The organism is Streptomyces javensis (assembly GCF_039525925.1).
Lineage (GTDB): Bacteria > Actinomycetota > Actinomycetes > Streptomycetales > Streptomycetaceae > Streptomyces > Streptomyces asiaticus.
Genome location: NZ_BAAAIF010000061.1, coordinates 1 through 26,417, shown reverse-complemented (window position 1 = coordinate 26,417; position 26,417 = coordinate 1). Strand labels below are relative to the sequence as shown.

At 67.6% G+C, this 26,417-nt stretch carries 27 protein-coding genes and 2 pseudogenes; 17 read left to right on the top strand and 12 right to left on the bottom strand.

The features are described from left to right. Positions 1–3: 3 nt before the first annotated feature. Positions 4–552 carry a TetR/AcrR family transcriptional regulator gene (locus ABD329_RS36490; protein WP_198279241.1) on the bottom strand — a complete coding sequence of 183 codons (549 nt, stop codon included), beginning with the start codon at positions 550–552 and terminating at the stop codon, positions 4–6. Between the two features lie 68 nt (positions 553–620). Next, positions 621–1,388 carry a creatininase family protein gene (locus tag ABD329_RS36485; RefSeq protein ID WP_198279242.1) on the bottom strand — a complete coding sequence of 256 codons (768 nt, stop codon included), beginning with the start codon at positions 1,386–1,388 and terminating at the stop codon, positions 621–623. A 198-nt stretch (positions 1,389–1,586) separates the two neighbouring features. Here ABD329_RS36485 and ABD329_RS36480 point away from each other — a divergent pair, with 198 nt between their 5' ends. The 7 genes from ABD329_RS36480 to ABD329_RS36450 all read left to right on the top strand — a co-directional run bounded on the left by ABD329_RS36480 (position 1,587) and on the right by ABD329_RS36450 (position 8,527). Further along, the gene (locus ABD329_RS36480) at positions 1,587–2,768 is read left to right on the top strand and encodes an LLM class flavin-dependent oxidoreductase (protein WP_344317487.1); all 1,182 of its coding nucleotides are present in this window, start codon (positions 1,587–1,589) and stop codon (positions 2,766–2,768) included. Then, entirely contained in the window at positions 2,765–3,583 is an 819-nt protein-coding gene (locus ABD329_RS36475; RefSeq protein WP_198276479.1) for an enoyl-CoA hydratase/isomerase family protein, read from the top strand. The genes ABD329_RS36480 and ABD329_RS36475 overlap by 4 nt, the downstream gene beginning before the upstream one ends. Positions 3,584–3,595: 12 nt before the next feature. Next, entirely contained in the window at positions 3,596–4,375 is a 780-nt protein-coding gene (locus ABD329_RS36470) for an enoyl-CoA hydratase/isomerase family protein (RefSeq protein WP_198276480.1), read from the top strand. Beyond that, the gene (locus tag ABD329_RS36465; RefSeq protein WP_198276481.1) at positions 4,368–4,868 is read left to right on the top strand and encodes a flavin reductase family protein; all 501 of its coding nucleotides are present in this window, start codon (positions 4,368–4,370) and stop codon (positions 4,866–4,868) included. The genes ABD329_RS36470 and ABD329_RS36465 overlap by 8 nt, the downstream gene beginning before the upstream one ends. Positions 4,869–4,914: 46 nt before the next feature. Next, positions 4,915–6,744, top strand: a complete 1,830-nt coding sequence (locus tag ABD329_RS36460) for an AMP-dependent synthetase/ligase (RefSeq protein WP_198276482.1) — start codon at positions 4,915–4,917, stop codon at positions 6,742–6,744. 70 nt (positions 6,745–6,814) lie between these two features. After that, on the top strand, positions 6,815–7,825 hold the full coding sequence (locus ABD329_RS36455; protein ID WP_198276483.1) for a LysR substrate-binding domain-containing protein: 1,011 nt from the start codon (positions 6,815–6,817) through the stop codon (positions 7,823–7,825). 162 nt (positions 7,826–7,987) lie between these two features. Further along, complete coding sequence (locus tag ABD329_RS36450) at positions 7,988–8,527, top strand: hypothetical protein (protein WP_344317485.1); 540 nt, start codon at positions 7,988–7,990, stop codon at positions 8,525–8,527. On the opposite strand, the gene ABD329_RS36445 is transcribed toward ABD329_RS36450, so the two are convergent. Both ABD329_RS36445 and ABD329_RS36440 read right to left on the bottom strand, forming a co-directional pair. Next, positions 8,468–9,427 (bottom strand): LLM class flavin-dependent oxidoreductase, encoded by a 960-nt coding sequence (locus ABD329_RS36445; RefSeq protein ID WP_198276485.1) that lies wholly within the window; start codon positions 9,425–9,427, stop codon positions 8,468–8,470. The two genes, ABD329_RS36450 and ABD329_RS36445, sit on opposite strands and share 60 nt — an antisense overlap. 140 nt (positions 9,428–9,567) lie before the next feature. Next, positions 9,568–10,305, bottom strand: a complete 738-nt coding sequence (locus tag ABD329_RS36440; RefSeq protein WP_198276486.1) for an SDR family oxidoreductase — start codon at positions 10,303–10,305, stop codon at positions 9,568–9,570. A gap of 126 nt (positions 10,306–10,431) precedes the next feature. Between ABD329_RS36440 and ABD329_RS36435 the strand changes: the two genes are divergently transcribed. Continuing rightward, positions 10,432–10,896, top strand: coding sequence for a MarR family winged helix-turn-helix transcriptional regulator (locus tag ABD329_RS36435; RefSeq protein ID WP_198276487.1), 465 nt, complete (start codon positions 10,432–10,434; stop codon positions 10,894–10,896). Positions 10,897–11,194: 298 nt separating this feature from the next. Here the strand turns inward: ABD329_RS36435 and npdG are convergent, their stop codons facing one another. From npdG to ABD329_RS36410, 5 genes are all read right to left on the bottom strand, one after another. After that, positions 11,195–11,902, bottom strand: coding sequence for an NADPH-dependent F420 reductase (gene npdG / locus ABD329_RS36430; protein WP_198276488.1), 708 nt, complete (start codon positions 11,900–11,902; stop codon positions 11,195–11,197). 46 nt (positions 11,903–11,948) lie between these two features. Continuing rightward, positions 11,949–13,358, bottom strand: coding sequence for an NAD-dependent succinate-semialdehyde dehydrogenase (locus ABD329_RS36425; protein WP_198276489.1), 1,410 nt, complete (start codon positions 13,356–13,358; stop codon positions 11,949–11,951). 93 nt (positions 13,359–13,451) lie between these two features. Further along, a complete protein-coding gene (locus ABD329_RS36420) occupies positions 13,452–14,195 on the bottom strand; it encodes a transglutaminase-like domain-containing protein (RefSeq protein WP_198276490.1) in 744 nt (247 codons plus the stop codon). Between the two features lie 47 nt (positions 14,196–14,242). Further along, on the bottom strand, positions 14,243–15,304 hold the full coding sequence (locus tag ABD329_RS36415; protein ID WP_198276491.1) for a TIGR03619 family F420-dependent LLM class oxidoreductase: 1,062 nt from the start codon (positions 15,302–15,304) through the stop codon (positions 14,243–14,245). Continuing rightward, positions 15,301–16,131 (bottom strand): Rv0792c family HTH-type transcriptional regulator, encoded by an 831-nt coding sequence (locus ABD329_RS36410; protein ID WP_246618362.1) that lies wholly within the window; start codon positions 16,129–16,131, stop codon positions 15,301–15,303. Before ABD329_RS36410 ends, ABD329_RS36415 begins: the two co-directional genes overlap by 4 nt. A 161-nt stretch (positions 16,132–16,292) precedes the next feature. Here ABD329_RS36410 and ABD329_RS36405 point away from each other — a divergent pair, with 161 nt between their 5' ends. Next, positions 16,293–16,604, top strand: coding sequence for a putative quinol monooxygenase (locus ABD329_RS36405; protein WP_198276492.1), 312 nt, complete (start codon positions 16,293–16,295; stop codon positions 16,602–16,604). Between the two features lie 46 nt (positions 16,605–16,650). Next, positions 16,651–18,012: an MFS transporter gene (locus tag ABD329_RS36400; RefSeq protein WP_198276493.1), complete on the top strand. Its 1,362-nt coding sequence runs from the start codon at positions 16,651–16,653 to the stop codon at positions 18,010–18,012. Between the two features lie 258 nt (positions 18,013–18,270). Here the strand turns inward: ABD329_RS36400 and ABD329_RS36395 are convergent. Continuing rightward, positions 18,271–18,468: pseudogene (locus ABD329_RS36395) on the bottom strand (aminoglycoside phosphotransferase family protein); the annotation flags it as partial. Positions 18,469–18,917: 449 nt separating this feature from the next. Between ABD329_RS36395 and ABD329_RS36390 the strand changes: the two are divergent. Both ABD329_RS36390 and ABD329_RS36385 read left to right on the top strand, forming a co-directional pair. After that, positions 18,918–19,109 (top strand): hypothetical protein, encoded by a 192-nt coding sequence (locus ABD329_RS36390; RefSeq protein WP_198276494.1) that lies wholly within the window; start codon positions 18,918–18,920, stop codon positions 19,107–19,109. After that, positions 19,106–19,570: a hypothetical protein gene (locus ABD329_RS36385; RefSeq protein WP_344317483.1), complete on the top strand. Its 465-nt coding sequence runs from the start codon at positions 19,106–19,108 to the stop codon at positions 19,568–19,570. The genes ABD329_RS36390 and ABD329_RS36385 overlap by 4 nt, the downstream gene beginning before the upstream one ends. Here ABD329_RS36385 and ABD329_RS36380 read toward each other — a convergent pair. Next, positions 19,495–19,968, bottom strand: a complete 474-nt coding sequence (locus tag ABD329_RS36380) for a hypothetical protein (protein ID WP_309142680.1) — start codon at positions 19,966–19,968, stop codon at positions 19,495–19,497. The two genes, ABD329_RS36385 and ABD329_RS36380, sit on opposite strands and share 76 nt — an antisense overlap. 126 nt (positions 19,969–20,094) lie before the next feature. Here ABD329_RS36380 and ABD329_RS36375 point away from each other — a divergent pair. After that, positions 20,095–20,247 (top strand): annotated as a pseudogene (locus ABD329_RS36375) (Tn3 family transposase); the annotation flags it as partial. A gap of 131 nt (positions 20,248–20,378) precedes the next feature. Here the strand turns inward: ABD329_RS36375 and ABD329_RS36370 are convergent. Continuing rightward, a complete protein-coding gene (locus ABD329_RS36370; protein ID WP_198276496.1) occupies positions 20,379–21,302 on the bottom strand; it encodes an oxidoreductase in 924 nt (307 codons plus the stop codon). Between the two features lie 53 nt (positions 21,303–21,355). Between ABD329_RS36370 and ABD329_RS36365 the strand changes: the two genes are divergently transcribed. From ABD329_RS36365 to ABD329_RS36350, 4 genes are all read left to right on the top strand, one after another. Beyond that, the gene (locus tag ABD329_RS36365; RefSeq protein ID WP_198276497.1) at positions 21,356–22,207 is read left to right on the top strand and encodes a MurR/RpiR family transcriptional regulator; all 852 of its coding nucleotides are present in this window, start codon (positions 21,356–21,358) and stop codon (positions 22,205–22,207) included. 10 nt (positions 22,208–22,217) lie between these two features. Continuing rightward, positions 22,218–23,078, top strand: coding sequence for a DMT family transporter (locus tag ABD329_RS36360; protein ID WP_198276498.1), 861 nt, complete (start codon positions 22,218–22,220; stop codon positions 23,076–23,078). A gap of 639 nt (positions 23,079–23,717) precedes the next feature. Next, a complete protein-coding gene (locus tag ABD329_RS36355) occupies positions 23,718–24,650 on the top strand; it encodes an integrase core domain-containing protein (RefSeq protein WP_246618363.1) in 933 nt (310 codons plus the stop codon). Between the two features lie 227 nt (positions 24,651–24,877). Beyond that, a complete protein-coding gene (locus tag ABD329_RS36350) occupies positions 24,878–26,077 on the top strand; it encodes a serine hydrolase domain-containing protein (protein ID WP_309142679.1) in 1,200 nt (399 codons plus the stop codon). Positions 26,078–26,417: the final 340 nt, after the last annotated feature.

Sequence of the window (26,417 nt, the reverse complement as noted above, 5' to 3'; positions counted from 1 at the left end):
TTGTCAGATCGCCTCTGCGGGGACCAGTAGCGCGTTGATCGCGGCGGTGCGGATAGTTGTCGCGACGATGTCGGGATCAAGGCCGCTGTTGAACTGGGGTACCGCGTTGATCATCGAGAAGACGGCATGTGTGAGAACGCGGGTCTGCGCGTCTGACAGGTCGGGCCGCAGCCGGGTGACCAGCCCGCTCCACTCTTCGGCGTAGAGGCGCATCATGCGTCGCATGCGATGGCGTTCGTCCTCGGGGACGTTGTGTTCGTTCTTCAGGAACACCAGCGTGGACGGAACGTTCTGGAGACTGCGTTTCACGTGGTAATCGATCATCTCCTCGAGCGCCTTGCGTGGATCCGTCACCTCGGCTGCCGTCTTGCGGGCATGAGCCAGCAGTTCGTTGAGCGGATCCTCGAGCACGGCGATCAGCAACGCCTGCTTGCTCGGGAAGTGCCGGTAGAGCGCGGGGCCGGTCACACCGGCACGCGCGCCGATCATCTCAGTGGTGACCGCATCGAAGGCACGCTCGTTGAACAACTCTCCGGCGACCTTGATCAGCACCTGCCGACGGGTGGCGCGGGGAGATGCGGTACGGGGGGTAGGTGAGCTCGACACACGTAGAGTCTAGTCTAGGTGAGCGGCCGATAACGTGCCATTGCGTGTTCCGCGAGCAGGTCGGCCACCGCGGTCAGACAGGCGAAGCCCAGCTCAGACGACATGCCGCGCGGATCACCGAGCACCCCGCTGGGTGCGACTGCCTTGACACCGTCAGTGAATACGCTGGCCAGCAACGCGTCATCCATGGTCCCGGTGAAACCCGCGGCGGCACGCTCGTTCCTCACGGCGTCCGGCCGCACGGCTAGCATGATCGAACTTTCGGCGACGTCGGCATGGCCTCCGACGTGGTGGGCGAGGCCGGCGACGCGTTGAGCAGCGTCGCGCCATGCGCGGAGGACCGCTGCCGAGTCTGCGAACGCGATGACATCCAGGTCGGTGGGGAGCCGCGCGGCGAGCTTCGGCTCGATGTCACTGAGCACCGGGTAGTTGCCGATATGCGCCGAGAAGATCAGCACCCGGCGGAAGCCGTGCACGGCGAGGCTCGCGCAGCAGTCGGCGCAGATCGCTTCGAGCGTCTCGGCCTTCAGCGAGAGCGTTCCGGCGAAACCGAGGTGATGCGACGAGCAGCCGATCCGCACCGTCGGTAGCACGAGCGCGTCGCCAAGCCGCTCGGCGACAAGAACACCCAGTCGATCGGCGTGATCACTGTCGACCGACATCGGCAGGTGCGCACCGTGCTGCTCCGTGGCACCCAGCGGCAAGACCGCCGTACGCATACCGCCCGCGATGGCACTCGCGATGTCAGGCGAGGTCAAACGCTCAATCCGCAACTCGCTCACGTGTGGTCGCTCCTCCTCCTGTGCCTGACTCGGCCAGTACCTCCCGGATGCGTCACTACTCGACGGATGGGGAGAGGCCCGCAGCCGAGGCACACGCACGTTAATCCTAACTAACGCCTTCGGTCTCCCCCGTGGTCTTGACCTGGGCTGGGCTACGCCCTACGTTATCGCCGAATAACATTCGACGGAAGGGTCGGTATGGACTTCATCCTCATGACCGAGGGGGACCCCCCGGTCGGGCTCACGCATGAGCACCGCTACCGGGAACTGATCGAGGAGGTACTGCTCGCAGAGCGCGTCGGCTTCGACGCCTTCGGCAGTTCCGAGCAGCACGTCGCCCTCGGGACGGCCTCGGTCTCCGCTCCGGAGGTGCTCTACCCGTACCTGATGGCTCTCACCAGCCGGATCCGCTTCATCCACCTCGTGACACTGCTGCCGATACGGATGAACCACGCACTGCGCGTGGCCGAGCGCGTCGCGACCGAGGACATCCTCTCCAACGGCCGCGTCGAACTCGGCACCGGACGCGGCAACACCACCCTCGCCCTGCGCGCCTTCGAAGTCGACCCATCAGAGAACAAGTCCCAGTGGCGAGAAGGCATCGAACTCATCCGCCGCGCCTTCCTCGACGACCCCTTCTCCTACGTCGGCGAGCACTACAAGATCCCGCCCCGCAGCCTGGTCCCCAAGCCCCTCCAAACGCCCTACCCACCCATCTCAGCCGCCGCCGGCAGCCCCAGCTCCGTCGAAACCGCCGCCACCATGGGCATCGGCGCCATCATGGGCGGCCTCTACCTCGGATTCGACCTCGTCGAAAACATGGTGAAGCTCTACGACAAGACACTCGCCGCCACCGACCACCCCTACCCGATCACGCCGCGCAAGATGGTCGCGATCTCAGGCGGCATGCACTGCGCCGAAACAACAGCACAAGCCCGCACCGAGGCCAAACCCCTCTTCGAGATGGCCAAACTCTCCACCGACGCCTACGAACGACTGTCCAAACTCTCACAGGACTACGCCTACATGGGCGCCGTCAAAGACATCGACTTCAACGACGAGGAGTACATGTTCGAACGCTCCCAAGGCTTCATGGTCGGCGACCCCGACCACTGCATCGAACACGTACAGCGATACGCCGACATGGGCGTCGACGCACTCGTCCTACGCGTCGACAGCCTCCCCCACCACCAGCTGATGCGCTCGATCGAACTCTTCGGCAAATACGTCATCCCCCACTTCAAAAACCCCCGCAACGTCGTACGCCCCGCCGACGACGTACTCGCCGACATCCGAGCCGCACGCCCCGCCCACCAAGAAGCACTCCGCCAGTTCCACTCCCAGCACAACCCCACACACCACAAGGAGACCAGCCGATGACCGACCTCTACCACCACGGCACCGGCGACATCCTCACCGAACGCCACGACAACGGCGTCCTCCTGATCACGATCAATCGACCCGACCGGTACAACGCGCTCACCATGCCGATGTTCGAGGAGATGAACCGGATCTGGGCCGACGTCGAGCGCGATGAACAGACCCGGGTCGTCGTCATCACCGGGGCCGGCAAAGCCTTCTGTACCGGGATGGACGTCGCTCAGCCCGATCCCACGCCCGAGGAAGCGCTCGCGTTGCTGGAGACCGAACGCAAGCGGGTAGCGACGGTGCTGCGCATCGAGAAGCCGATCATCTCCGCGATCAACGGCCCCGCGGTCGGCTACGGGCTGTCGACCGCGCTCCTCGCCGACATCAGCATCGCCGCGGACGACGCGGTGCTGGTGGAAGGCCACACCAAGGTCGGCGTGACCGCCGGCGACCACGCCGCACTCATCTGGCCGTTGCTTGTCGGCATGGCCAAGACCAAGTACTACGTGCTCACCTCCGAGAAGCTGACGGGTACCGAGGCCGAGCGGATCGGGCTCGTGAGCCTGTCCGTTCCCCGCGAGCAGGTACTGCCCCGCGCCCTCGAGGTCGCATCCCAACTGGCCCGCGGTTCCCAGCAGGCGCTCCGTTTCACCAAGCGTGCGCTCAACGCCTGGCTCACCAACGCGGGGCCTCAGCACGAGCTGTCCGCGGCACTCGAGATCCTCGACTTCGCCGGTGCCGACTACGCCGAAGCACGCCAGGCCTTCCGGGAGAAGCGCCCCGTGGACTTCCCCTCCGCTCGCACCGCTGGCGGACCGGCGAACTGAGGGAAGACGAGCATGAGCATTGCCTCGCACAACACAGCGCCCAGCGCTGTGCACGCGTCCGACGAAGTGGACGGCGTGGTTGTACTCACTCTGAACCACCCGCCGGCGAACGCACTCAGCAACTCGCTCGTCAGCGAGCTGACAACGACGCTGGAAACCCTCGCCAGCGGCCCTGACACCCCCGCAGTGGTCCTGACGGGAGCCGGTGAGCGCTTCTTCTGCGCGGGTGGCGACATCAAGGAAGCCATCGGCTTCGGGGCCGATTCGATGGTCGAGCGGATGGCGTCGTTTCACGCGCTGCTCTGCGCACTGGAGGACTTCGCCCGGCCGCTGGTGTGCGCGGTCAACGGCTGGTGCGTCGGTGGTGGCATCGAAATGGCACTGTTCGCTGACATGGTGTACGCGTCGGCTGAGGCGCGTTTCGTCTTCCCGGAGATCAACCACGGGATGCTGCCGGCCGTGAAGGGGATCACTCGAGTGCGCGGGGTCCTGGGTGACCGCGCGGCCCGGCGCCTCCTGCTGGGCGGAGAGCCCCTCGACGCGTTCGACGCGGCGACGATGGGCATCGTCGACCAGGTGGTCGAGCAGGACGACCTGCTCGCGATCGCGATGGCGGACGCGCGGGCGGCAGCGGCGAAACCACCCGCCGTGTTCGCGGCGCTGAAACGGGCCCTTCACTCGGGGACTTCCAGTTGGCCGGTCGAAGAGCAGCTCCGCGTCACGGTTGCCGACGCCCGCACGGTCTTCAACGACCCTGCCGCCCGAGCTGCCCGCGAGGGATATCATGGTTGATCAATTTCAAGGGCTGGACCCGGCCGCCTTCCGCTCGGCGTTGGCCCGCTTCCCTTCAGGCGTGACGATCGTGACGACGCGAAGCGCGTCAGGCACGCTGCACGGGTTCACCGCGAGTTCCTTCGCGGCGCTGTCGCTCGATCCGCCGCTCGTCCTGGTGTGCCTGGACCGCGGAGCGGACTGCTCTCCCGTCTTCATGGCGGCTGAACGGTTCATCGTCAACATCGTGACACCCGCACACGCCGAGTTGGCGATCAAGTTCGCGACAAAAGGTGAAAACAAGTTCGCGTACGGAGCCTTCGAATTCGATGAGTGGGGTCACCCGCTCCTGCCCGATGGGGCGGCAGTCATCCGTTGCGAACTGGAGCAAGCCGTACCCGGCGGAGATCACGTGATCCTCGTCGGCCGTGTGCACGACGCGCGGACAGGTAGCGGCATGCCGGTGACGTGGTACCGAGGTGACTTCCTGCACCTCGGGGAGAGTGCCGCATGAATCTCATCGGGCCCGGACCTGTCGGCTCTGGAAGAGAGGCCGTGTCATGGATCTGATCAATTTCGAGCCAACCCGGACGCTACCGGGGCTGCTGCTCGATCGCGCGAACAGGGAACCCGACGCCGTCGCGCTGCGTTACTGGCGTGATGGGGTTATGCAGGCGATCACGTGGCGGACGTACCGGGATCGCGTGCAAGATCTCGCGCTCGGCCTTATCGCGCAAGGTGTGCAGCACGGCGATCGCGTCGCGGTGATGAGCAGCGCACGCCCGGAGTGGGTGTTCGCCGCGCTGGCCGTGCAAAGTGTCGGCGGCGTAGTGATCGGCGTCTATCCGACCAACTCACCTGCCGAGATCGAGCAACTCCTCGCACACAGCGAGGCCGTCGCCTTCATCGGCGAGACGACGACGGAGCTCATCAAGGTGGCGGAGGTCGCCGCACACACACCGAAGCTGCGGCTCGTGGTCGGAATCGACGCCACTCCCCCGGAGCTACCCGAGGTGATCAAAAGGACAACGTGGGAAGCGCTGTGCGAAGAAGGAACGCAGTACGCCGACGACAGCGCCGATCCTCTGTCCGAGTTGGTCGCCGGCGGATCCCTCGACGATGCCGCCGTGCTGTTCTACACATCGGGATCCACGGGAGTTCCGAAAGGCGTCACACACTCGCACCGCACACTTCAGCACGCGGCGCAGACCTTCATCGGCCTCTACCCGCAGATCCTCCGTCACGAGCACGATGTCGTGGGCTTCCTGCCGTTGGCCCATGTGGCGCCGGCGCTGGTGTCGGTGTTCTCGCCGCTGCTCTCACGGCTGGTCGTCACATACTGTCGCATTGGTGACTACGAGGATGTGTTGCGCTCGGTGCGGCCGACGGCAGTGCTCTGGCCGCCGCGGTTCTACGAGAAGATCGCCGGCGAACTGATCGCACAGACGGAGGTCTGGCCGCGGCTTCGTCGCCACGCCTATGACGCCGCCATGTGGGTCGGCCGCAGGGTGGCCGAACGCCGCTGGTCTCATCGCCGGCCCTCGGTACTGTTGCGGATCGCGTACGCTGCCGCACTTCATGGGGTGTTCTTGCCGCTGCGGGCAACCGTCGGAATGGATCGCATCCGGGTTGCCTACACCGCATCTGCCGCGATGCCCGAGAGTGTCATCGCGATTTGGCAGATCTGGGGGCTCGATCTCCGCGAGAACTACGGTCTCACCGAGACCGCCGGGTGTCCCATAGCTCATTTCGACCAGCCGTTCCCCCGCCCGGGCCTCATCGGCAGGGAATTCCCGGACCCACGGTTCCAGGTGAAGGTCGCGGACGATGGCGAAATGCTGCTCCGCGCGCCGTTGCTCTTCGACGGATACTGGCGCAACCCGGCGGAGACCGAGGCTGTTTTCCAGGATGGTTGGTTCCGCACCGGTGACCTGGTGGAGCGCACACCCCACGGCGACATCCGGCTCATCGGCCGGAAGAAGGACGTGATCATCACCCGAGGCGGCAAAACGATCAGCCCTCAGCCCATCGAAACCCGGCTGAAGGAGAGCTCGCTGATCAACGAAGCGATCGTCGTCGGCGACGCCCGCAAGTACCTCACCGTCCTGCTCGAGCCGAGCACAACCGCAAGCGCCCGGTCGGCAGAGGTGCTGGCCGAACGCCTGCGAGCGGAGGTCGCTCGGGTCAACGCGGACCTTGCGCGCGTAGAGCAGTTGAAGGACTTTCGCGTTCTGCCACGGCCCCTGGAAATCGAGCGCGGCGAGCGGACCGCGAACGGCAAGATCAAGCGCAATGCCGTCGTGAGCTCGTTCGCAACGTTGATCGACGACATGTACGGCGCGAACGACGACGCGGCGATCGCGAACCATGTGCGCTCGAGGCCGAACTAGGTGGTTGATCACGTGAAGATCGCGTGAAGTGAGATCGGTCCGCAGGCGTGGGAGGAGGGCGTTCAGCTTGATGGGTGAGCGAAGAACCGAACGCCCTTCTGATGGCACTCTACGTGGCGATCAACGATCAGGTGGTGTTATCCCGTGCCTGGAGTGGCCGTCAGCCGTTGTTGTCCGCCGCCCCTGTGCCCTGCGGCATGCCGCGGGAAGCGGTCAAGCGCTCGGAGCTGGCCGGGCACGCCGACAACGGCTCTCTCAGTCAGTCCTCAGCAGAAGGATCAAGGAAGTCGAACGTCGCCTGCGGGTGCAGTTGTTCGACCGAACCACTCGGCAGCTCGACATCACGGCCGCGGGGCATGCCTTTCTCCTCATGACGGGCGCCGTCCTCGACGACATGGACATGCGACTGAGCCGCTTCATGTCATACGTAGCGGCCCAGTCCGGAACCATCGCCGTAGCCGCGCTTCCGTCGCTCGCAGCGGCTGTGCTGCCGGACATGATGCGCGACTTCATGCTGGATCACCCCGAGGTGGAGTTCGAGATCATCGACGGGGCCGCGGATGAAGTTGTCGAACGCCTCGAAGGTGGGACTGTCGAACTCGGCGTGACCGCCCACGGTTACCTGCCAGACGGCTTCTGCTTCACACCACTGCTACGGGAACGGTTCTACGGCGTCGCGCACCACAGCCATCCTTGGTCGGTGCAGAGTTCCATCTCGTGGGCGGACTTCAACGGTGACACCGTGGTCGCAACGCGGCCCGGAACCAGCATCCGAGCGATCACCGACGCTGCGTTCGGCAAGCACTCGATCTCGGTGAGCCACCACTTCAATGCCTGTAGCGCGGCGACGATCAGGGGGCTGCTACGGGCCGGCGTGGGCGTGGCAGCTCTGCCGGCCTTTGAGGTGCGGGGTTTCGGTCTGGATGATCTCGTGGCGGTACCCGTGGACTCTCCGGGAGCAACCAGGGTCATCGGCGTGGTGTACCGCTGCTATCAGGATCTCTCGCCCGTCGCGGCTTGTTTCTTGGATTTCATGCACGCGACCGAGATCAACCCCCCGCGAGGAGTCCGGCAGGCCTGAAGAGTGTCCTGGATCACGACCCTGCTGGCCGATTCACATGGCGGTTCAGCTGTTCTTCGACGGGGGATCACGGATGCGTAAGTCCGGCGCGGGGAGCCGATGAACGGGGTTCCTCGATGTCTCTGTGGCCTCGGTCTGTGCGTGGAGCTCGTGGTGGAGACCATGGGGGCCACGCTGGAGGCCCTGGCGGCAGCCGCGCCGGGATGGCTGATCCTGCACACCTCGCTCGGCTGGTGGGACCGTTACGAGCGGCGGGCCAGCAACTGTCGGCTGCCGAGAACCGAGGCCACCCGTGATGCGCTCGCCCGCACGGTCGGCCAGGACGGCCGGCACCTGCTGGCCGCCGCCTACGCGGCGCATGCGCCGGGCTGGATCCGGGAAGTGCCCGCCGTACAGGTGCTGCGACAGGTCAACGAGAACGGGATCTACCTGATGGAGATCGGTGCCCGGCACCCCGGCGGGCCGATCACACGGCCACGTACCCGATGGCCTCGTCGGCTGAGCGGCTTGCCGCTTGCACCACGGACATGTCCGGCTGTCGGCCGATGTGGTCGGCCGCTGTTGACCTGCGTGAACCGGCCGTCGTCGAAGGGGGCGGGGGCGGCCATCAGGTCGGCCGGGAACGCACCGGACTCTCGCCGGTTACGGCAGTGGACGATGAGGTGGTTCAACTCGTTCGGCATCCTGGTTCCTTCGATGTGAACGGTCCGGCGCCCTGGTCGTGCTGTTCGGGGAGGTGAGTTTGTCCCCGAGGATGTCGGCGAGCAGGTCGATCTGCTTCGGGTCGGTGTCGTTGCCCACGAAGACGAGTTCGTCGAGTCCGGCTGCTTCGTGGGCGGTGACGGTTGCGTGGATCACGTCGGCGGTGGTGGCCGCTGTGTCGATGACAGTCCGGACGTAGTCGGGGCCGGCGAAGGCGTAGTAGTCGTTGACGGCGCGGGCGAGGGAGCGGTGGGCGTGGCCGCCGAGGGCGAACATCGCCGTGGCCCTGGTGCGCGGACGTCCTTGCCTGCCGGCCTCCTTCCAGCGGCTGTGGAGGCGGGTGGTGAATGTGATGAACTCGTCGATGTCTCCGCCGGTTCCGGCGATCCATCCGGTGCCGTGGGAGGCGATGCGCCGCAGCGTCGCCTGCGATGCGCCGCCGAACCACAGGGGCGGCCCTCCGGGGGTGACCGGGGCCGGACCCACCTCCTCCTCACCCCGCCAGATGGCGGTGACGCGTTCCACCAGTGTGTCCAGGGCACGCCCTCGAGTACTGAAGTCCAGGTGGCTCGCCCGGTAGTCGTCTTCGCGGGCTCCGGGAGCGAGGCCGAGATGCAGCCGTCCGGCGCCGGCGATCCGGTCCAGGGTCGCCGCGGCCTTGGCGAACAATGCGGGGTTGGTGTGCAGCGGGGCCAGCAGCACGCTGGTGACCAACCGGATGCGTTCGGTGACCCCGGCTGCCGCGGCCAGTGTGATCAGGGGTTCCGGAGTGGACCAGGCCAGGCGGTCGCTGGCGATCAGCGAGGCGAATCCCCGCTCCTCGGCCCGCCGCGCCCACGTCACCAACGTACGCTCCTCAACGCCGGTGACATGACCCGGCAGCCCTACGCCTATCTCCATGTGCCGTGTCTCTTCCTCGATAACGGACCGGGTGGTGCGTGTCCTTCCACCGCTGCCGCCTGTGCTGCGTCGACAGCAGCGGAAGGCGTTGCCCGCCCGGCCTCATGACGTGCGTCGGGGTATTTCCAGTTTTCGTCGGCTCAGCTTTTGAGCGTGCCGCCGTACTCCTCCGGGACGAGGTCGGCCTGCTCGGCGCCGCTCCTGATCAGATCGAGGATTGTGTCGGCGGCGTCCTCGGGCGACTGGGGTACCAAGCCGCTGGAGCCCTCCATTTTCAGCGCGCCTGCGACGTCGCCGCGAACCGTCCCGACGAACTCGGTCTCGGTGATCGACGGGAACATCATCGACACGGCGATGTTGTCGTCGGCGAGCTCGACGCGGGCGATGGCCGAGAGCTTGGCGAGGGCGGCCTTGGAGGCGGAGTATGCGCCGGATCCGGGCAGCGAGGACCAGATGATCCCGGAGCCCACGTTCACGATGGCCCCGGCTCCCTGCTTGCGCATCTGCGGAAGGACGGCCTGCGTCGCGGTCAGGGGTGCGACGAGGTTGAGTTCGAGGACGGCCCGGAAGTCCTCGGGGTCGATGGCGTCGACGGTCGCCTGTAGCCCCTGGCCCGCGTTGTTCACCAGGACGTCGATCCGCCCGAACTTCTCGATCGCGGCTTCTGCGGCCGCCGCGACCTGGACCCGGTCCGTCACATCGCATGGCACGGCCAGGGCCACGGACTCGCCGAGTTCCCTGGCGAGCTGTCGGATGCGTTCCTCGCGGCGGGCGAGGAGCACCACGCGCGCACCGGCGCGGGAGGCGGCGCGTGCGGTGGCTCCTCCGATGCCTGACGACGCTCCGGTCACGAGTACTACGGCTCCGCTGATGTCCATAGGGGGGTCCTCATCCATGAGTCGGTGGATTGCCTGAGCAGCGCCACGGCCTTCGAGGCGCGGGGCGTCCGCCATTCAATGCTATCGATTGATAGCTATCAAGCAATAGGAAGGTATCCTCGTGGCATGAGCGACGTCAAAGCCGCCAGTCTCCACGAGCTGGCCGACCTGGTCTTCGCCGTGGGGCGGCAGCTTCGGCCCCCGACGGACCCCGCCTTCGAGCCGTGCACGCCGATCGAGATCAGCGTCATGCGGTTCATCCACCACCACCCCGGCACGTCCGCGCGAGCCGCGTCGGAGGCGACCCTGCTTCCGTCGAGCAACTTCAGCCGGGTACTGCGCGGCCTGGAGAAGAGGGGGCTCGTGGATCGCGTCGTGGACGACCGCAACGCCCGAGGCGTGCGCCTGTACCCCACCGACAAGGCCCACCAGAATCACCAGATCCTCCGCGACAACTGGGACCGGACCCTCCGGGGCATCATCGACGACCCCGCCACCATCGAGATCGTCAATGCCACGCTCCGGCGCATCGAGGACGAACTCATAGCCCGGCGCAGCGGGACGGACGCCGATGGCACCCAATCCGACTAGGCAGTTTCGTTTCGACGTCGAGCCGGCCGTGGTTCAAGCCGCCGTACATCGCTCCGTGTCCACCTCGATGCTCGGGCAGCGGCGTCAAGTCCACCAGCGCTCGAAGCTTCCGCCAACGCTGCCCTCCGGGCAGCATCAGGCAGCAGACTCACCCTCACGGCCTCCGTCTGATCACGTGCACCTTGGCCGGAGCACATGATCAGACGAAGTCCGCTCCCCCGGCGTCCGCGTCCGGCGAACCCCCAGGTGAGCGGCTCAGTTCACGACACCGTTCGAGGCCGGAAGAAAGAGAACAAGCTCATCGGGCGAGTGGCTTGGGGAGACCTGTGAGCCGAATGCCGGCGTGGGTCTTGTAACGCCTGTTGATCCCGATCAGCAGCGCGGTGATCCGCTCGCAGACACCGCTCATGTCCAGCAGGCCGCAGTCGACGGTGCGCAGCCCGGGGATACGGTCGATGAGATCCGCGGCCAGGAGCTTGTCGGCCGTGTGATCGCCGCAGAGCAGTACGTCCTCGTCCAGCCGGAGCTCGAGGTCCCGCAAGGTGGCGGCGCTGACCGTCTGTAGGGCCGAGACCACGCTTGTGCCGTCCGGCAGCAGGGCCTGGGCCTGTTCGGCGGCAGAACCGGCCCAGGGGACGATGGGGCGCAGGCCGCGGGGGCCGACGGGCAGAAGAGGCGCGGTCGTGTCGATGACCAGTTGTCCGGGCCGGATGGCTTTCGCAATGGAGCGCATCGTCTCGACGTGTGCGCTGAAGGGCACGGCGACGACCACCGCCGCCGCGCCTTCGATCATTGTGGTGTTGTCCCCGCCGACCGCTCCGGGGAGTTTGTCGGCGCAGCCCTGCGCCGCGTCTGCACGCCGGGATCCGATGCGGACGTTGACGCCGCTGTGGGCCCACCGGGTCGCGAGCCCAAGACCGAGGGCGCCGGTGCCGCCGACGATGGCGACGGTGTTCTCGTGATGTGTTCTTGTGCCGGGGAACGGGTCCGGCTGAGTGACTGTCATGGGTGATCGCCTTCGGTCGGCTGGTTGCGGTACGGGAGAATGCTGGTCATTCGCTGAGGGGATGGCTCTGTGCGTTGTGTGCGGGGCCGATCCACACGCTCTTGACGTTGGTGAACTGACGGAGTCCGAAGGCACCCAGCTCGCGCCCGTAGCCGCTGCGCTTGATGCCGCCGAACGGCAGCCGCGGATCGGAGGCGACGATCCCGTTGACGAACACCGCGCCGGCCTCGATGCCGGGAATCAGGCGATCGGCGCGCTCCAGGTCGGTTGTCCACAGCGCGGCGCCGAGACCGAATTCGGTGGCGTTGGCGATGTCGACGGCCTGGGCCGGGTCCTTCGCGGAGACGACGGCGGCCACCGGCCCGAACGTCTCCTCCGCTGCGACAGCCATCGTCGGGGTGACCTGGTCGAGGACGGCGGGCACATAGAAGTACCCGGGGCCGTCGGGGACCGTGCCGCCGGTGACGACTCGGGCGCCCGCTGCGGTGCTGCGCTCGACCTGGTCGACGAGGTCGGAGCGGAGACCGGAGCGGGCGAGCGGGCCGATCGTCACGTCTCGGCGGAACGGGTCGCCCACGGTCAGGGCAGCGACACCGGCGCTGAACGCGTCGGTGAATTCCTCGACGACCGTTTCCTCGACGATGAACCGTTTGGCGGAGATGCAGCTCTGCCCGGTGTTGTTCATGCGTGCGCTGACCGCTGCCGCGGCGGCGGCCGGGACGTCCGCGTCGGCGAGGACGATGAAGGGGTCCGAGCCGCCGAGTTCGAGGACCTGTGGCTTGAGGTGGTGCGCGGCCATCGCGGCGACGGCAGAGCCCACTTCGGTCGATCCGGTGAGGGTCACGGCGTGGATGCGGGGATCGGCTATGAGGTCCGGCACCGCGTCGGGGCCGACGAGCAGCGTGGTGAACAGACCGGGCGGGCAGCCGGCCCGGTTCCAGATGTCGGCGATGGCCAGGGCACAACGCGGCACGTTCGAGGCGTGTTTGAGCACGGCACCGTTGCCGGCCAGCAGCGCGGGCGGCGCGAAGCGGAACACCTGCCAGAGCGGATAGTTCCAGGGCATGACTGCCAGGACGAGGCCCAGCGGGTCGAAGGCGACGTGGCTGCGGGCGGCCCCGGTTGCCACGGGCTGGTGCATCAGTAGTTCCGGTCCCTGCGTCGCGTAGTACTCGCAAGCCCAGGCGGACTTGTCGACCTCGGCTTCCGCTTCGGCGATGGGCTTGCCCATCTCCTCGGTGATGAGTGCGGCGAGTTGGTCCCGTTCGGCGCGCAGTAGCGCGGCGGCCCGCTTGAGGTGCTCGGCCCGTGCCGCTACGGGTATCGTCCGCCACCTCCTGGCGGCGAGGGATGCCCGCTCGACTGCCGCGTCGACAGCTGTCGGCGAGTGGGGGGTGAACTGGGCGATGACTTCCTCGGTGGCCGGGTTGACGGAGTTGATCTGGTGAACGGCCATGGTGGCCTCACTCCTTGGGGGTTGACGTGATGGTCCGCGAAGGGCGGGCATGTCCGCCGGTCGGTGTCTCGGGGCGCTCCTCGAGTGGCCGGATCAGGCGACGGAAGTGCGGCCGACCAGCTCCGGATCGGGGCCGCTCCACAGCACGTCGTCGCCGGCGACCCGCTCGTGCGCGGCGGGCGAGGCAAGCGCTTCGAGGACTTCGCCGGCGACCTGCTCGTACCATCGCGCCACTTCGGCGGGATAGTCGGCGTAGCTGCCGTTCTCCCGCAGCACGGGCCCCTCGACGGTCGGGATGTCCGTGACGCCGTCGTAGGTGACGGTGTAGGGCTTGCCCAGGCGGGTCGCTGTGGGCGCGTCGATGGTTGCGTCCAGCTTGATCCACCGGCCGTTGAGGAAGGCTTCGCCGAGCGAGTGCCAGGGCAGTGGCCGTCCGACCGGCCCTCCCCACAGGGTGCGGACCTCCGGTGACAGGAACTCCATCTTCGGGGCGTGGAGCGCCTGGAACGCGATGCGGGCAGGGATGCGGGCGGCCCTGGACAGGGCGACGAACGAACTCGCCTTGCCCATGCAGAAGGCGACGCCGTGGGCGAGGACGTCGCTGGCCGCCGATTCGCCCTCGGCGAGATAGCGGAACGAGGCGAGGATGTCGTAGGGCAGGTCGCGGACGTAGTGGTAGATGCGGCCCAGTCGTTCGCTGTCGGTGGTGGCACCGTCCGTCAGCTCTCGTGCGGTGGATACCACGAGCGGGTGGTCGGAATCGATGTAGGCGGTCGGCCTCAGGTACGCCTCGTCGATGGTGGTGAGGTCGCTGTGTGCGGTCGTATCGGAGGTCACGGAGTAGCCCTTCGTTGAGTCGTTGGCGTCGTGGTCGCGCGGCTGGGTCAGGTGGGTTGCGTGTGCCGTGCGGGCTTGATGTGGGGCAGGATCTGCTCCCCGACGACGTCGAGATAGGTCGAGTCCGCGACGTCGGGGATGGTGAACAGGAAGTGGTCGATGCCGGCGTCCTGGTAGGCGCGGATGCGCTCGACACAGGCTTCCGGCGTCCCGGTGATCAGTCCGGTGTCGGGAATCGACTGGAAGCGGGTACGCAGCTCGTCCTGCTGTGCCGAGGAGTCGGTCGGTGCGAGCAGGGTGGTGATCGACAGGCGCAGGGTCGCCGGGTCGCGGCCGATCGCCTCGCACTCACGGTCCAGGAACGCGCGGCGCTCCGCGCACTTCTCGGCGGGCCACCATCGGACGTTGATGCCGCCCGCGTGCCGGGCGGCGATGCGGTGGACCCGCAGCCCCTCGCCGCCCACCCACAGGGGCGGATGCGGCTGCTGGAGCGGGGGCGGATCGCAGACCGCCCCGTCGATGCTGTAGAAGTCGCCGTGGAAGGTCGGGTGCGGGTCGGTCCACACCTGGCGCATCACCTGGAGCGACTCGCCGAGCGCGGTGACCCGGTCCCCGGTCGGGGGGAACGGGATGCCGTATGCCTCGTACTCCTGCTGGAACCAGCCCGCTCCCATGCCCAGGTCCAGTCGGCCGCCGGAGATGACATCGAGGGTGGCGGCCATCTTGGCGAGCACGGCGGGGTAGCGGTAGGAGTTGCACAGCACACTGGTGCCCAGGCGCACGGTGGTGGTGTCGCGGGACAGGGCCGACAGCGCGGTCCAGCATTCGAGCAGCGGGACCGACGACGAGCGGCTCTGCTGGGCATCGCCGTCGCTCTCGGGTCCGGCGGTGATGCCCGCGTCCCGGACGTAGTCGTCGGGGCTGAGGGTCAGGAAGTGGTCGCACAGCCACACGGAGTCGAATCCGTAGGACTCGGCCGCCTGCGCGGCGCGGGCCATGTCGGGATAGTTGCCCACGGCGAGGCCGCGGATGGTCAGGGCCAGGATCAGCCCGATGTGCGGCTCGGGCTCGTGGGCGGGACCCGCGCCGGAGGGATCGTCGTCGTTCATGGGCGTCGCCTTTCTGTCATGTCGGTCATGCCGACCGGGGCACCGGAGACGGTGCGGGGAAGGGTTACGGTGAATCCGTAGCGTTCCGGGCGGTAGTGGAAGACCACGACTTCCAGTGGACGGTCGTCGTGGCCGTAGCTGACCCGCTCCAGGACGAGCACGGGTGCGGACTCGTCGATCTCCAGCGCCGCGGCGACGTCCGGAGAAGCCGCGGCCGCGTGGATCTGGTGTCGGGCCTGCGCGATCCGCACCCCCAGGCGCTGCTCCCACATCGTGTACGTGGTCTCGGTGGCGGGTTCGCCGGAGCTCAGCGGCCCGGCCGCCTCCAACACGCGCGTCGGGAGGTGGATCGTGACGAGCGCGACCGGCTTCTCCCCGTCCCCGTACCGGCGCCGGATCGTCAGTACCTCGGATTCCCCGAGGACCTGCGCGACGTGGGGCGCGGCGGATTCGACCCCGAAGCCCAGGACGTCGATGTGCGGTGTGACGCCCTGTTCGAGCAGGACCTCGGTGATGGTGCGCACGCCGGAGGACAGCTCCTGGTCCACCGGTTCGGAGACGAAGGTGCCCAGTCCTTGCTTGCGCACCACCCAGCCCTGCGACTCCAGTGCACCCACGGCGGCACGGACCGTGATGCGGCTCAGACCGGTCTCAGCCATCAGCTCCCGTTCCGTGGGCAGCCGCGTTCCCGGCGGCAGCTCCTGCTTGAGGATCAGTGCCTTGATCTGCTCCGCCAGCTGCGTCGTCGCCGATGTCCGGCCCCGTTCGATCCGGAATCCGGCGGCCGACAGGTCGAAGCGGGGCTCGTTGCCCATGTCAGATGTCATAAGTCGTATTGAACCCGGCAGCAGGCCCGGACGCGTAACAACCCCTTCGGGTGTCACGGTCGGCGGGGTCACCGAACCCTTGACGCATGTCATAAGACGTTTTATAACGTCTTACATCTGGTGGGCGCAAGTAGCCCCGCCGAGAATCAAAGGGAGTCCCCGTGCCAGACCAGAACCACGTGACCGTGATCGCCCGCTTCACCCCGGCCTCGGACCGCGCTCCGCAGCTCCAGTCCCTGCTCGAAGGAATGATCGCCCCGACCCGCTCCGAGCCGGGATGCCGCTCCTACGACCTCTACACCACCGAGACGGAAGCCTCGGACTTCGTTCTCCTGGAGCGCTACCAGGACTCCGCGGCCCTGGAGGCGCACCGCGCGACGGCCCACTACAAGGCGTACCGCGCCCAGCTGTCCGACCTCCTCGCCAAACCGGTCGAGGTTTCCGTCCTCAGGCCGGTCAACGTCATCGGCTGACGACGGGCACGTCACGACGTCGCGCGACCGCTCAAAGGAGAGCACCATGTCCGACCTGCAACACGACGTGTCGCCCCCCAGAACTCTCGGCCCGTCCCCAGCCGTGCGCCACATCGACGAAAGCAGCCGCCGCGCGCTGTTCGCGTCCTGGCTGGGATGGACCTTCGACGGGTTCGAGACCTACGCCCTCGTCCTCGTCTGCCCCACGGCCGTCGTGGCGGTGGGCACCGAAGCACAGCTGGCAGACCTTCCCACCTACGTCAGCGGCCTGCTTGCGGCCACCCTCGCCGGCTGGGCGCTCGGCGGGATCCTCGCCGGCTTCGCGGCCGACCGACTCGGCCGACGCCGCACCCTCATCCTCTCCATCCTCTGGTACGCCCTCTTCACCGGTCTGACCGCACTCGCACCCGACTACTGGTGGCTGCTCACCCTGCGCTTCATCACCGGCATGGGGCTGGGAGCGGAGTGGGGCAGCGCCACCACCCTGATCGGCGAACTCTGGCCGGACCGTTCACGAGGACGAGCCGCCGCAGTACTTCAGTCGGGCTTCGGCGTCGGCGCGGCCATCGCCGCGCTGGCCTGGTACCTGCTGGAGCCCGTGGGCGACAACGCCTGGCGGTACCTCTTCCTGATCGGCACGCTCCCGGCACTCATCGTCCTCTACGTACGGCGGGCCGTCCGCGACCCCGAGATGTGGACCTCGGTCCGCGACCGGCGACGCAAGGCCAAAGCCGCCCAAAAAGCCGGCACCACCGTCACAGCCGCGGACAGGGCACTCCTGCGCTCCCCCTTCACCGCCGTCTTCAGCCACGCCCACCTACGCCGTCGCGGGCTACGGCTGCTCGTGCTGACCGTCGTGTCGGTCATCGGCCTGTACGCCGTGTCGGCCTGGATCCCCGCATACACCGCCCAACTCGCCAAGGACACCGGCGAGACGGGCACTCAATGGGGCGCCAACGCCGGCCTGGTGTTCAACGGCGCCTCCGTACCCGGCTACCTCCTGCTCGGCTACCTGGCCGACCGCTGGGGCCGAAAACCCACCATGCTCCTCTACTACGCCGCATCCGCGGCCGTCGTCCCGACCTTCTTCTTCGCCGTCCACACCCCGCAGGCGGCACTGGCCGTGGCAGCCATGGCCGGGTTCTTCATCCTGGGCCAGTTCGCCTGGATGCCCATCTACATGCCCGAGCTGTTCCCCACCTCGGGTCGCGCCACCGCGATCTCCACGGTGTTCAACTCCGCACGCATCGCAGGCGCGCTGGTCACCCTCGGCACCGGAATGCTCATCACCCTGCTCGGCGGGATCACCGCCGCTGCCACCGTCGTCGGAGTGGTGATGTACGTCATCGCCATCGCCACCGTCTGGTTCGTCGGGCCGGAGACCAAGGGACAACCCCTCCCCCGGTGAGCCGCTTACAGGTCCCCACCGGCCACGACCGCACAACGGCAGCCGGTGGGACCAACTGCGAACTCCACCTGGCCGGTCAAGCACCACCCCACCCTGGGCCAGGAGCACCGAGCCGCATTCTCCCGCGAGGCGAACCGCTCGCCCCGCGGACACGTACGAGATCTGGAGAACCGACCGTGGCCCCTACTGCGAACTCCCCGTGCCGGGCGCTGAAAGGAGCCAGGGACGGAGTGGCCCTCGACGTCGCCGAGGCGGCCCCCACCGCTGGGCGAGTTCACGGTCGAGTTCAGCGGCCTCGGCGAAGACGTCCAAGACGCGGTGGACAGCCTTGCGCAGGTCATCCGCTTCAAGGAGCGTCAGCGCGCGGGACTTCAGCAGTACGCCGCCATCGTAGGCAGGATCTCCCACGTACCCCTTGGGGTCGACAGCCAGCCACGGCTCCCGGCCGGCACGCAGGGATCGGAGACGACCCGGCCGCCCGACTGCGGCGCACCAGGCCGGGGCCGCACATATGAAGGCCGTCGCCGCGGAGACCAGTGACCTTGTGAGGGTGTCGTTTCGTGCGCCGGAAACGAGGGCGATGGCCAATGCCACCGTAGAGGTGGTGACGGGCAGCGCACGGGTGCTCCGCGTGGCGCCTGGCGCGGCGGCCGGCGGCAGCAGCCAGGTTGCGAGGCCGTAATAGGCACAGGCCAACAGTGCGGCCCCCAGCACTTCGCTGGGCCGGTGGCCGCCCATGGTCGCGCTGGCGGCGGCGATGCAGGCGAGCCACAGCACACCGGCCGTGGCGATGTAGGGGCGGATGCGCCGCCGAGGCCCTGCAAAAGGTCATCGACCTGCGCAGAAACGCACCGGAGCGGCCGTTCACCGACGAGCGGACCGGCGAGGAGATCCACTACCTGTTCATGAGCCACGGCAAGCTGCTGTCGAGGTACTACCTGTTCGAGACCCCGATCCAGGCCGCCTGCAAGGCCGTCGGTCTCGTCCGCCCCGGCGGCCGCGGCGGCACCGGCCGGGGCACCGTCTCGGCCTATCGGTTCCGCCACACGGTGGGCCCCAGCTTGCCGAACGCGGCGCGAAGCTCTACACGATCATGAAGGTCCTCGGGCACACCTCCGTGAACATGGCGCTCGTCTACACGCAGATCAGTGACCAGGAAGTCCTGCGCGACTACCAGGCCGTGCTCGGTCCCGGCGCCGCCATCGCCGGCCCCGCTGCCGACGAATTGCGCAATGGCACCCTGCCGGACACCTCGGTCGACTGGCTCAAGACCAACTTCTTCAAGACCGAACTCGAACTCGGCCGCTGCCTCCGGCTTCCCGCCGAAGGCCCCTGCGAGTGCGACCTCTACCTGACCTGCGCGAAGTTCGTCACCACACCCGAATACGCACCACAACTGCGGGCACGGCGCGAGGTCGAGCTGGCCCTCGCCCGCGACGCGGCCGAACGCGGCTGGGACCGCGAGGTCACCCCAGGGCGGAGCTACCGGAGCGGTCCTCGCTCGTCAACGTGGACAGTGGGATGCGACAAGAATACGTCGGCACCCACCGGGCCATAGGCGATGTTGAAGGTGTCCAGCCAGTACGACCAGTCCCGCACACCCGCCGCGCTGCTGAAACGGTAGTTGAGCTGCCAGCGGACCCACTGGCCGGAGGCAAGGCGCACGGCTGGGGGCCGTCGCGGCCGAGGTGGTATGGCGAATAGGGACTGCACTCGGGGAAGTACGCGCAGCCGGCCGTCGGCTTCGCGAAGCTGGAGGTCGACCTTGCGCAGGTCTTCCTCGACGCCATGTGGCTCGAAGCCGTCTCGCTCATGCATGCGGACCACGTGGGCAAACGAGGGCGGCACATACGGGACAGTGAAGCCGACCGGGGCCCCGTTCCTACGGGCGGCGGCTTCTCCTCCGCGGGACAGTTTCGTCCAGGACGTCCGTATCCACTGGACCGTGATTTCCACTGCCTCCACTCCTGCCACTCCATCAAAGATCTCACTCTATGCGCGCGGCTTCTCCGGCCCGCGCCAACACCGCCAACGACCCGAGCGGCAAGCCGAAGGAAGAGCAACTTGAACTTCCACATAAACAACGACATCGTGTTTGGGCTGCTCACCCTGGCCGGGGTCGCCTACGCCCCGCAGCTCGCCGACCCGCCCGACTAGAAGATGTGGCCCATCGACCGCACCGCCGACTACGGCGCCTTCCAGGACGCGGCCCGCGGGCGGCTGGGGCTGTGGCGTCGCTCGGACCAGCCGCAGCGCGCAGCGATGCCGGAACCTCAGACCCAGTCGAGTAAACGCTGCCCGGCGCAGCGTGCCTACCGGTGACTGCACACCTCGGTTGACCCCGATCGCAGCAACCCCGCGGCGGGTCATCCGGGGCCGCCGCTCGCGGCGGCGAGCAGTGGCACGAGGACGTCGCTGATCGGGGTGGGTATCCCGTGCAGCTTTCCCAGCCGTTGGACGACGCCGTTGCGGACATCCCATTCGAGCGGCCGGCCAGCCTCGCGGTCGGTCAGGATCGAGGTGCCCATATCGGGCGGGAATCCTCGGAACTTGTCGACGATCGCCAGGGCGTCTGCGTCGTCCAGAGCTGCGCCTTCCGCTCGCGCCACGGCGAGGCATTCGCGGAGGTACTCGGTCGTCAGTCGGCTGACGTCGGTCCTGTGGAACATGCCCGACCGTCGGCGCGTGAGGACCATCAGCCCAGCTGCGGCGTTCTGGAGCAGCTTCCGCCACGCCTCCGACACGAAACCGGCCGAGACATCCACGGCGCAGCGGCTGCCGGCAAGCGCTCGCACGACGACGTCCGCGGCGGGCACGTCGGGCAGGGTGAGCCGTGCGTCGCCGCGGAGCCGCACCGCGCCGTCGGGCAGTGTCTGCGCGGGGAACCAGACGACGGCCGGGACCGCCTGCCCATGGGACAGGCGACCGGCGAGGCTCTTCTCCTGCTCGACGCCGTTCTGGAGCACGCAGACCACCGTGTCGTGCGCGCACAGCGCCTCCAGCCACCCGAGAGCGCCTTCCGTCTGCGTCGCCTTCACCGCGAGGAACACCAGATCGACCGTCCCATCGACGGCATCGGGGTCCACGAGCACTGGTCCCGGCACCACGACGACGTCGTCCCCGTCGCGCACCTCCACGTGGTCGCGCGGCGTGCGGCCGCACAGCATCGGGCCCGCGCCCGCCTCATACAGCGCCGCCGCGATCGTCGTGCCGATCGCGCCCGGACCGACGACCGCCACAGTCGGGGGCCGCTGACCACCCGTGTCTGGAGAACTGTTCTTTTCTGTCACCCGACGATGTTACCCTGTTACGAGGGTGCAAGGTGAAAGGTAACTACGTTTTCATGAGCGACTCCCTTGCGAAATGGCTCGGCAGCGTCCAGGCCCGAGCCGGCGGTCTGGCCCCCAGCGAGGCGAACGTGGTGCAGCTCCTGCTGGAGGACCCGCTGTTCGTCGGCAGCGCGACCACGGCGCAGGTCGCTGCCCGGGCGGGCGTGTCCGCGCCGAGCGTCGTCCGCGCGGCCCGCGCGCTCGGCCTCGGCGGGTTCGCCGACCTCAAACTCGAAATCGCCCGCGCCCGCGGCACGACGGACTTCTTCGATCCGTCGCCTGCCCTCGGCGCGGACGCGACGACCCGCACGATCATCGACGCATCAGCCCGGGCGGGACACGACGCCCTGACCGCGCTCAGCGGGGCGCTCGACGAGGCCGCGCTGGACGCAGCTGTCGACTCGGTGCTGCACGCGCAGCAGGTGATCGCGTTCGGGGCGGGGCCGTCCGCGACGGTCGCCGCCGACGCCGTGTTCCGGCTCCGCGCGCTCGGCGCGAGAACCACCGGCATCACCGACCACGAATCCGCGATGATCGCGATGCGGCTCCTCCGACCCGACGACGTCGTCGTCCTCGTCAGCTCGACCGGACGCACCGCGACCACGCTCGCCGTCGCCGACGCCGCGTCCTCCTCCGACGCGACGCTGATCGCAATCACGAACCAGTACGGCACGCCGCTGACCGACCTCGCCGACGTCGTCCTCGCCGTCGGCGGCGCGCCACTGTCGGAGCAGATGGCCGCCGCCGGCAGCCGCATCGCCCATCTCGCCGTCGCCGACGCCCTCGGAGCCGCGATCGCGATCCGAGACCCGGACCGCCGGCGACGAGCCGAGTACGCGGGCATCGACCTGCCCGACCTCGGCTGAACCGGACCCGATGCTGCCCGGCACCATCGCCATCGTCCTCGTTGCCGCCGCATGCCACGCGGTGTGGAACACTGCATCCAAGTACAAACGTGGCGATACGGTCCTGTTCGTCTGGGCGTACGCGATCGCCTCGGCGGCGCTGTTCCTCCCGCTGGGCGTCGCGTTCATCTCGACCGGCGCGCAGACCCTCGACTGGGAGCTCGCGGTCGGCTGCGCGGTCTCCGCCGTCCTGCACCTGGCGTACTCACTGACGTTGCAGACCGGATACGACCGCGCCGAACTCGGCGTCGTCTACCCCGTCGCCCGCGGAACCGGACCCGTGCTCACGATGCTCTGCGCGCTGCTCGTCCTGGGCGAACGCCTCACCGGCACCGCGATCCTCGGCGCAGCGCTCGTGGTCGGCGGCATCATCGTCGTCACCGGCAATCCCTTCGGCCACAGCCACCGCCATCCCCTCCCCGGCATCGCCTGGGGGGCCGCCACCGGTGCGACGATCGTCGCCTACACGCTCTGGGACAGCTACAGCATCACCGCCCTGCACCTCAAACCCATCCCGTACTACGTCGGCACGCTGCTACTACAGACCCTCATGCTCCTCCCGCGCGGCCTGACCCGACGCAAGCAGCTCGCGCTCGAATTCCGCACCGACGCGGTCCCAATCCTCCTGATAGCGGTGCTCTCGCCTATCGCCTACATCCTCGTCCTCGTCGCGATGCAAACCGCCCCCGTCGCGCTCGTCGCCCCGCTCCGCGAATCGTCCATCGTCCTCGGATCGCTGCTCGCCTGGCGGCTCTTCCACGAGGGGCACCTTCCCCGCCGCATCACCGGTGCCGTGATCGTTCTTGCCGGCATCGCTGCAATCAGTCTGTGAAGAGTGAGCCTCTTCCAACCTGATGTTGGTGCCGGGTTGTTGGGGGCCAGGGCCCGAAGTCGGTGCACCCCAGGCGGTCTCCAGCAGGCACGCGTCCAGGAACGCCGTGCCCGCCTTCGAACGCGGACGTACCCACCGTCCCGCAGGTGCCAGGGCGCGTCCTGGAGCCGTTTCATCGCCACCCGCACGGAACAGCCCGCACCCGTACTCGTGGACGACGTGCCAGTGCGGATTGTGGCGGGGGCCGTGGCAGCACTTCGGGTCCACCACGTGCCCCCGGGGGCCTGCCCTCCACCGCACAGTCGCTGTCGGCCAGCAGCGGCCGCCGGCCGCCGGTAGTCATCCGCACTGACCAGACTGGCCGCGACCACGCCGCGACCACCCGAACAGGTCCCGGACACGCCTCGCGCTGCCCTACTTCGCCACCCCGACAGCCAGTTCACCCAGCGCCTCCACACCTCAAGGCACGCGTGCGACCGCCATGCGACCACCACGCCGCACAACACGAAGAAGGCCGCTTTCCCATCTCTGGACAAATGGCCTCCGTCCTGCGAAAACGCTGGTCGAAGACGACAGGATTTGAACCTGCCCCCCTTGGGCGCAAAGCCCCAGGTCGACCTGTCCCGCTCGAGGATACGATTGCTGCGCAGCCGCGTGGCCAAGGATGCGGAAGTCTTGGCATTACGGCACGAGAACGCGGTGCTACGCCGCCAGATCGCCCGAGTCCGCTACGAGCCCGCCGACCGGATGTGGCCCGCCGTCCCTTCCCGGCTGGTCCCGCGGGAACGCTGGCGCCACGTATTCGCAGTCACACCGACCACGCTGCCGGCCTGGCACCGGCAACTCATCGCGCGGAACTGGACGTTCTCCCAGCACCGCCGCCCCGGCAGGCCCTCCACCGCGGCCACCGTCAAGCAGCTCATCCTGCGCCTGGCCAAGGACAACAGCACGTGGGGCCACCGCCGCATACACGGCGAACTCGCACGCCTCGGCTACTCGATCACCCCATCCACGGTCTGGGAGATCCTGCACGCAGCCGGCATCGATCCCGCTCCGCAGCGCGCCGGCCCGACCTGGCGCCAGTTCCTGACCGCCCAGGCGCGCGGCATCCTCGCCGCCGACTTCCTCCACCTCGACACCATCGCGCTCAAGCGCCTCTACGCCCTGGTCTTCATCGAGCACGACACGAGACGAATCCACCTCGCCGGCGTCACCGCCCATCCCACCGCCCGATGTACCGTCCAGCAGGCCAGGAATCCCGCCATGGCCATGGGATGCCGGATGGACTCCCTGCGCTTCCTCCTCCACGACCGCGACCGCAAGTACACCTGCGCCTTCGACGCCGACTTCCAGGCCGACGACGTGGAGATCCTGCTCAGCCCGCCTGGGGCCCGAAAGGCGAACGCAATCTGCGAGCGAGCCGTTGGGACCCTACGCCGCGAAGTCCTCGACCGGATCCTGATCTACCACACGGCCCATGCCCAAGCGGTCCTGACCGAGTACATCCGGCACTACAACCAGCATCGCCCCCCTCAGGATCGGCAACAACTATCCCCAGACATGAGTCAATGACCGTCGCGGTCTCTCCTCTTCCGACGGGCAGATGGCTGCCTTCGAAGCTGTACTTGGCCTCACTCAGGGGGTCAGCACCACTACCAAGCGGGGGTTACCCCCATTACCTGCCGTGCCTCCACTGCGTAGCGTGATCGTCATTTCCCAGTTCTGTTCAATTCGATGGAGGAATAGCGACAATGAGGTACAGGCTTCGTCGGCGGGGTGGCCAGCAAGGGGAGCGCCTCGTGGCCCTGGCGACGGCCACCGCGGCGATTGTTTCGGGGATGATGGTGTCGGGAAGTGGGCCGGCCGTCGCGCACGCAGTGGTGGAGCCATCCGTTCGCAGTGCCACCGCGTCACTGCGAAGTGACCTCGAGAAATATCTGGACGCTCAGGGCACTAAGGATCATTTCTCAGCGGTCTCCCTTCGGGTGACCTATGCCGATCAGCGCCCTGATATCTCGGTCGATGCGGGGACGTCCCGCTACGGCGGTGGTCGACCGGTGAACAGCAAGGCGCTGTGGCAGATAGGCAGCAACACCAAGGCGTTCACGTCCGTGCTGCTGCTTCAACTGGAGGCCGAAGGAAAGCTGTCCATACGGGACAAGCTGGGAAAGTGGCTTCCCCAGTATCCGGCGTGGCGCGATGTCACCATCAAGCAACTGCTGTCGATGACCAGCGGCATCCCCAGCTACACCGAGCAGAATGCGTTCCTGAAGGATTTCGACGCCAATCCCTCCACGCGCTTCACGCTGGAGCGCCTGATGTCCTATGTGGAGGGTCTGCCACTGGGTCCCGCGAAGTACGAGTACTCGAATACGAACTACCTCCTCGCGCAGATGATCGTCGAACGAGCGTCGCACGATACTTACCATGAGCGGCTCGCCGAGCGCATCATCGAACCTCTCGGAATGAACGACACCTGCCTCCCCCCGGACTGCCCTCCGGACACGGCCTCGCGCATGCCGACGCCGTACTCCACCCATTCCGTCCTGCCGAAGCATCTCAACAAGTCACTTCCTCGGCTCCGCCTGTCCTGGGCGCAGGGGGCGGGTGGCCTGGTGAGTTCACTGCGAGACATGACGGCTTGGGACAGGGCGCTGTACAGCGGTCGACTGCTGCCCTCAGCGCAGCAGCGCGAGCTGGAGTCCCTGGTCTCGACGAAGACGAGTAAGCCCATCAAGAGCGTCACGGCCGACGATCCCATGGGTTTCGGGCTCGGTGTCGTGAAGTTGGTCCATCCTGTGGCCGGGACGGTCTGGGCCTATGAGGGGGCCACTTATGGAAACCGGGTGCTGCACATGTACTTCCCGAAGACTGGCATGATCATCGCCATTGCTGTCAACAGCGCCGTTGGCGAAGGGGACACGCTGCCCGACCTCGCGGGTACCGTCTACAAGACTCTTTCGGCGCAGAAGGCACAGGCTCTTCCACGGCACCAGTAGCCCCGGAGCCAGCTGCGTGACTTCCAGGTAGCTGCACTGCGAGGTCTGAGCTCCCTTCTTCCTGAGCTTGGCCTTTAACGTCGCAGGTCACTCGGCCTGCTGAGGCCCCGGGAATCGGCAGGCCGTGGATGCGGCCATGCTTCGCGGTGGCAACGAGGTACGACAAGCTCGCCGTCCGCTATGAGGCGACCGTGCTGGTCGCGGCCGTCAACGAATGGCTGTGACCAGCACTTTCGAAACACGCCCTAGCTTGATCTTTAACCTGTGCGGCGGGGCCGTGGGTTGGACGTTTTGTTCGTTTGCCGTTTCGCTGGCTTCGTTTTGCGGGGTGTGTGCACGT

What these genes read in the sequence shown, in the direction of transcription:
- ABD329_RS36480 (WP_344317487.1), top strand. Translation starts at nt 1,587, where the DNA reads ATGGACTTCATCCTCATGACCGAGGGGGACCCCCCGGTCGGGCTCACG.
- ABD329_RS36440 (WP_198276486.1), bottom strand. Translation starts at nt 10,305, where the DNA reads ATGGACATCAGCGGAGCCGTAGTACTCGTGACCGGAGCGTCGTCAGGC.
- ABD329_RS36435 (WP_198276487.1), top strand. Translation starts at nt 10,432, where the DNA reads ATGAGCGACGTCAAAGCCGCCAGTCTCCACGAGCTGGCCGACCTGGTC.
- ABD329_RS36390 (WP_198276494.1), top strand. Translation starts at nt 18,918, where the DNA reads ATGAGCCACGGCAAGCTGCTGTCGAGGTACTACCTGTTCGAGACCCCG.
- ABD329_RS36455 (WP_198276483.1), top strand. Translation starts at nt 6,815, where the DNA reads ATGGGTGAGCGAAGAACCGAACGCCCTTCTGATGGCACTCTACGTGGC.
- ABD329_RS36475 (WP_198276479.1), top strand. Translation starts at nt 2,765, where the DNA reads ATGACCGACCTCTACCACCACGGCACCGGCGACATCCTCACCGAACGC.
- ABD329_RS36400 (WP_198276493.1), top strand. Translation starts at nt 16,651, where the DNA reads ATGTCCGACCTGCAACACGACGTGTCGCCCCCCAGAACTCTCGGCCCG.
- ABD329_RS36360 (WP_198276498.1), top strand. Translation starts at nt 22,218, where the DNA reads ATGCTGCCCGGCACCATCGCCATCGTCCTCGTTGCCGCCGCATGCCAC.
- ABD329_RS36470 (WP_198276480.1), top strand. Translation starts at nt 3,596, where the DNA reads ATGAGCATTGCCTCGCACAACACAGCGCCCAGCGCTGTGCACGCGTCC.
- ABD329_RS36445 (WP_198276485.1), bottom strand. Translation starts at nt 9,427, where the DNA reads ATGGAGATAGGCGTAGGGCTGCCGGGTCATGTCACCGGCGTTGAGGAG.
- ABD329_RS36385 (WP_344317483.1), top strand. Translation starts at nt 19,106, where the DNA reads ATGAAGGTCCTCGGGCACACCTCCGTGAACATGGCGCTCGTCTACACG.
- ABD329_RS36465 (WP_198276481.1), top strand. Translation starts at nt 4,368, where the DNA reads ATGGTTGATCAATTTCAAGGGCTGGACCCGGCCGCCTTCCGCTCGGCG.
- npdG (WP_198276488.1), bottom strand. Translation starts at nt 11,902, where the DNA reads ATGACAGTCACTCAGCCGGACCCGTTCCCCGGCACAAGAACACATCAC.
- ABD329_RS36425 (WP_198276489.1), bottom strand. Translation starts at nt 13,358, where the DNA reads ATGGCCGTTCACCAGATCAACTCCGTCAACCCGGCCACCGAGGAAGTC.
- ABD329_RS36365 (WP_198276497.1), top strand. Translation starts at nt 21,356, where the DNA reads ATGAGCGACTCCCTTGCGAAATGGCTCGGCAGCGTCCAGGCCCGAGCC.
- ABD329_RS36415 (WP_198276491.1), bottom strand. Translation starts at nt 15,304, where the DNA reads ATGAACGACGACGATCCCTCCGGCGCGGGTCCCGCCCACGAGCCCGAG.
- ABD329_RS36410 (WP_246618362.1), bottom strand. Translation starts at nt 16,131, where the DNA reads ATGACATCTGACATGGGCAACGAGCCCCGCTTCGACCTGTCGGCCGCC.
- ABD329_RS36460 (WP_198276482.1), top strand. Translation starts at nt 4,915, where the DNA reads ATGGATCTGATCAATTTCGAGCCAACCCGGACGCTACCGGGGCTGCTG.
- ABD329_RS36450 (WP_344317485.1), top strand. Translation starts at nt 7,988, where the DNA reads ATGGGGGCCACGCTGGAGGCCCTGGCGGCAGCCGCGCCGGGATGGCTG.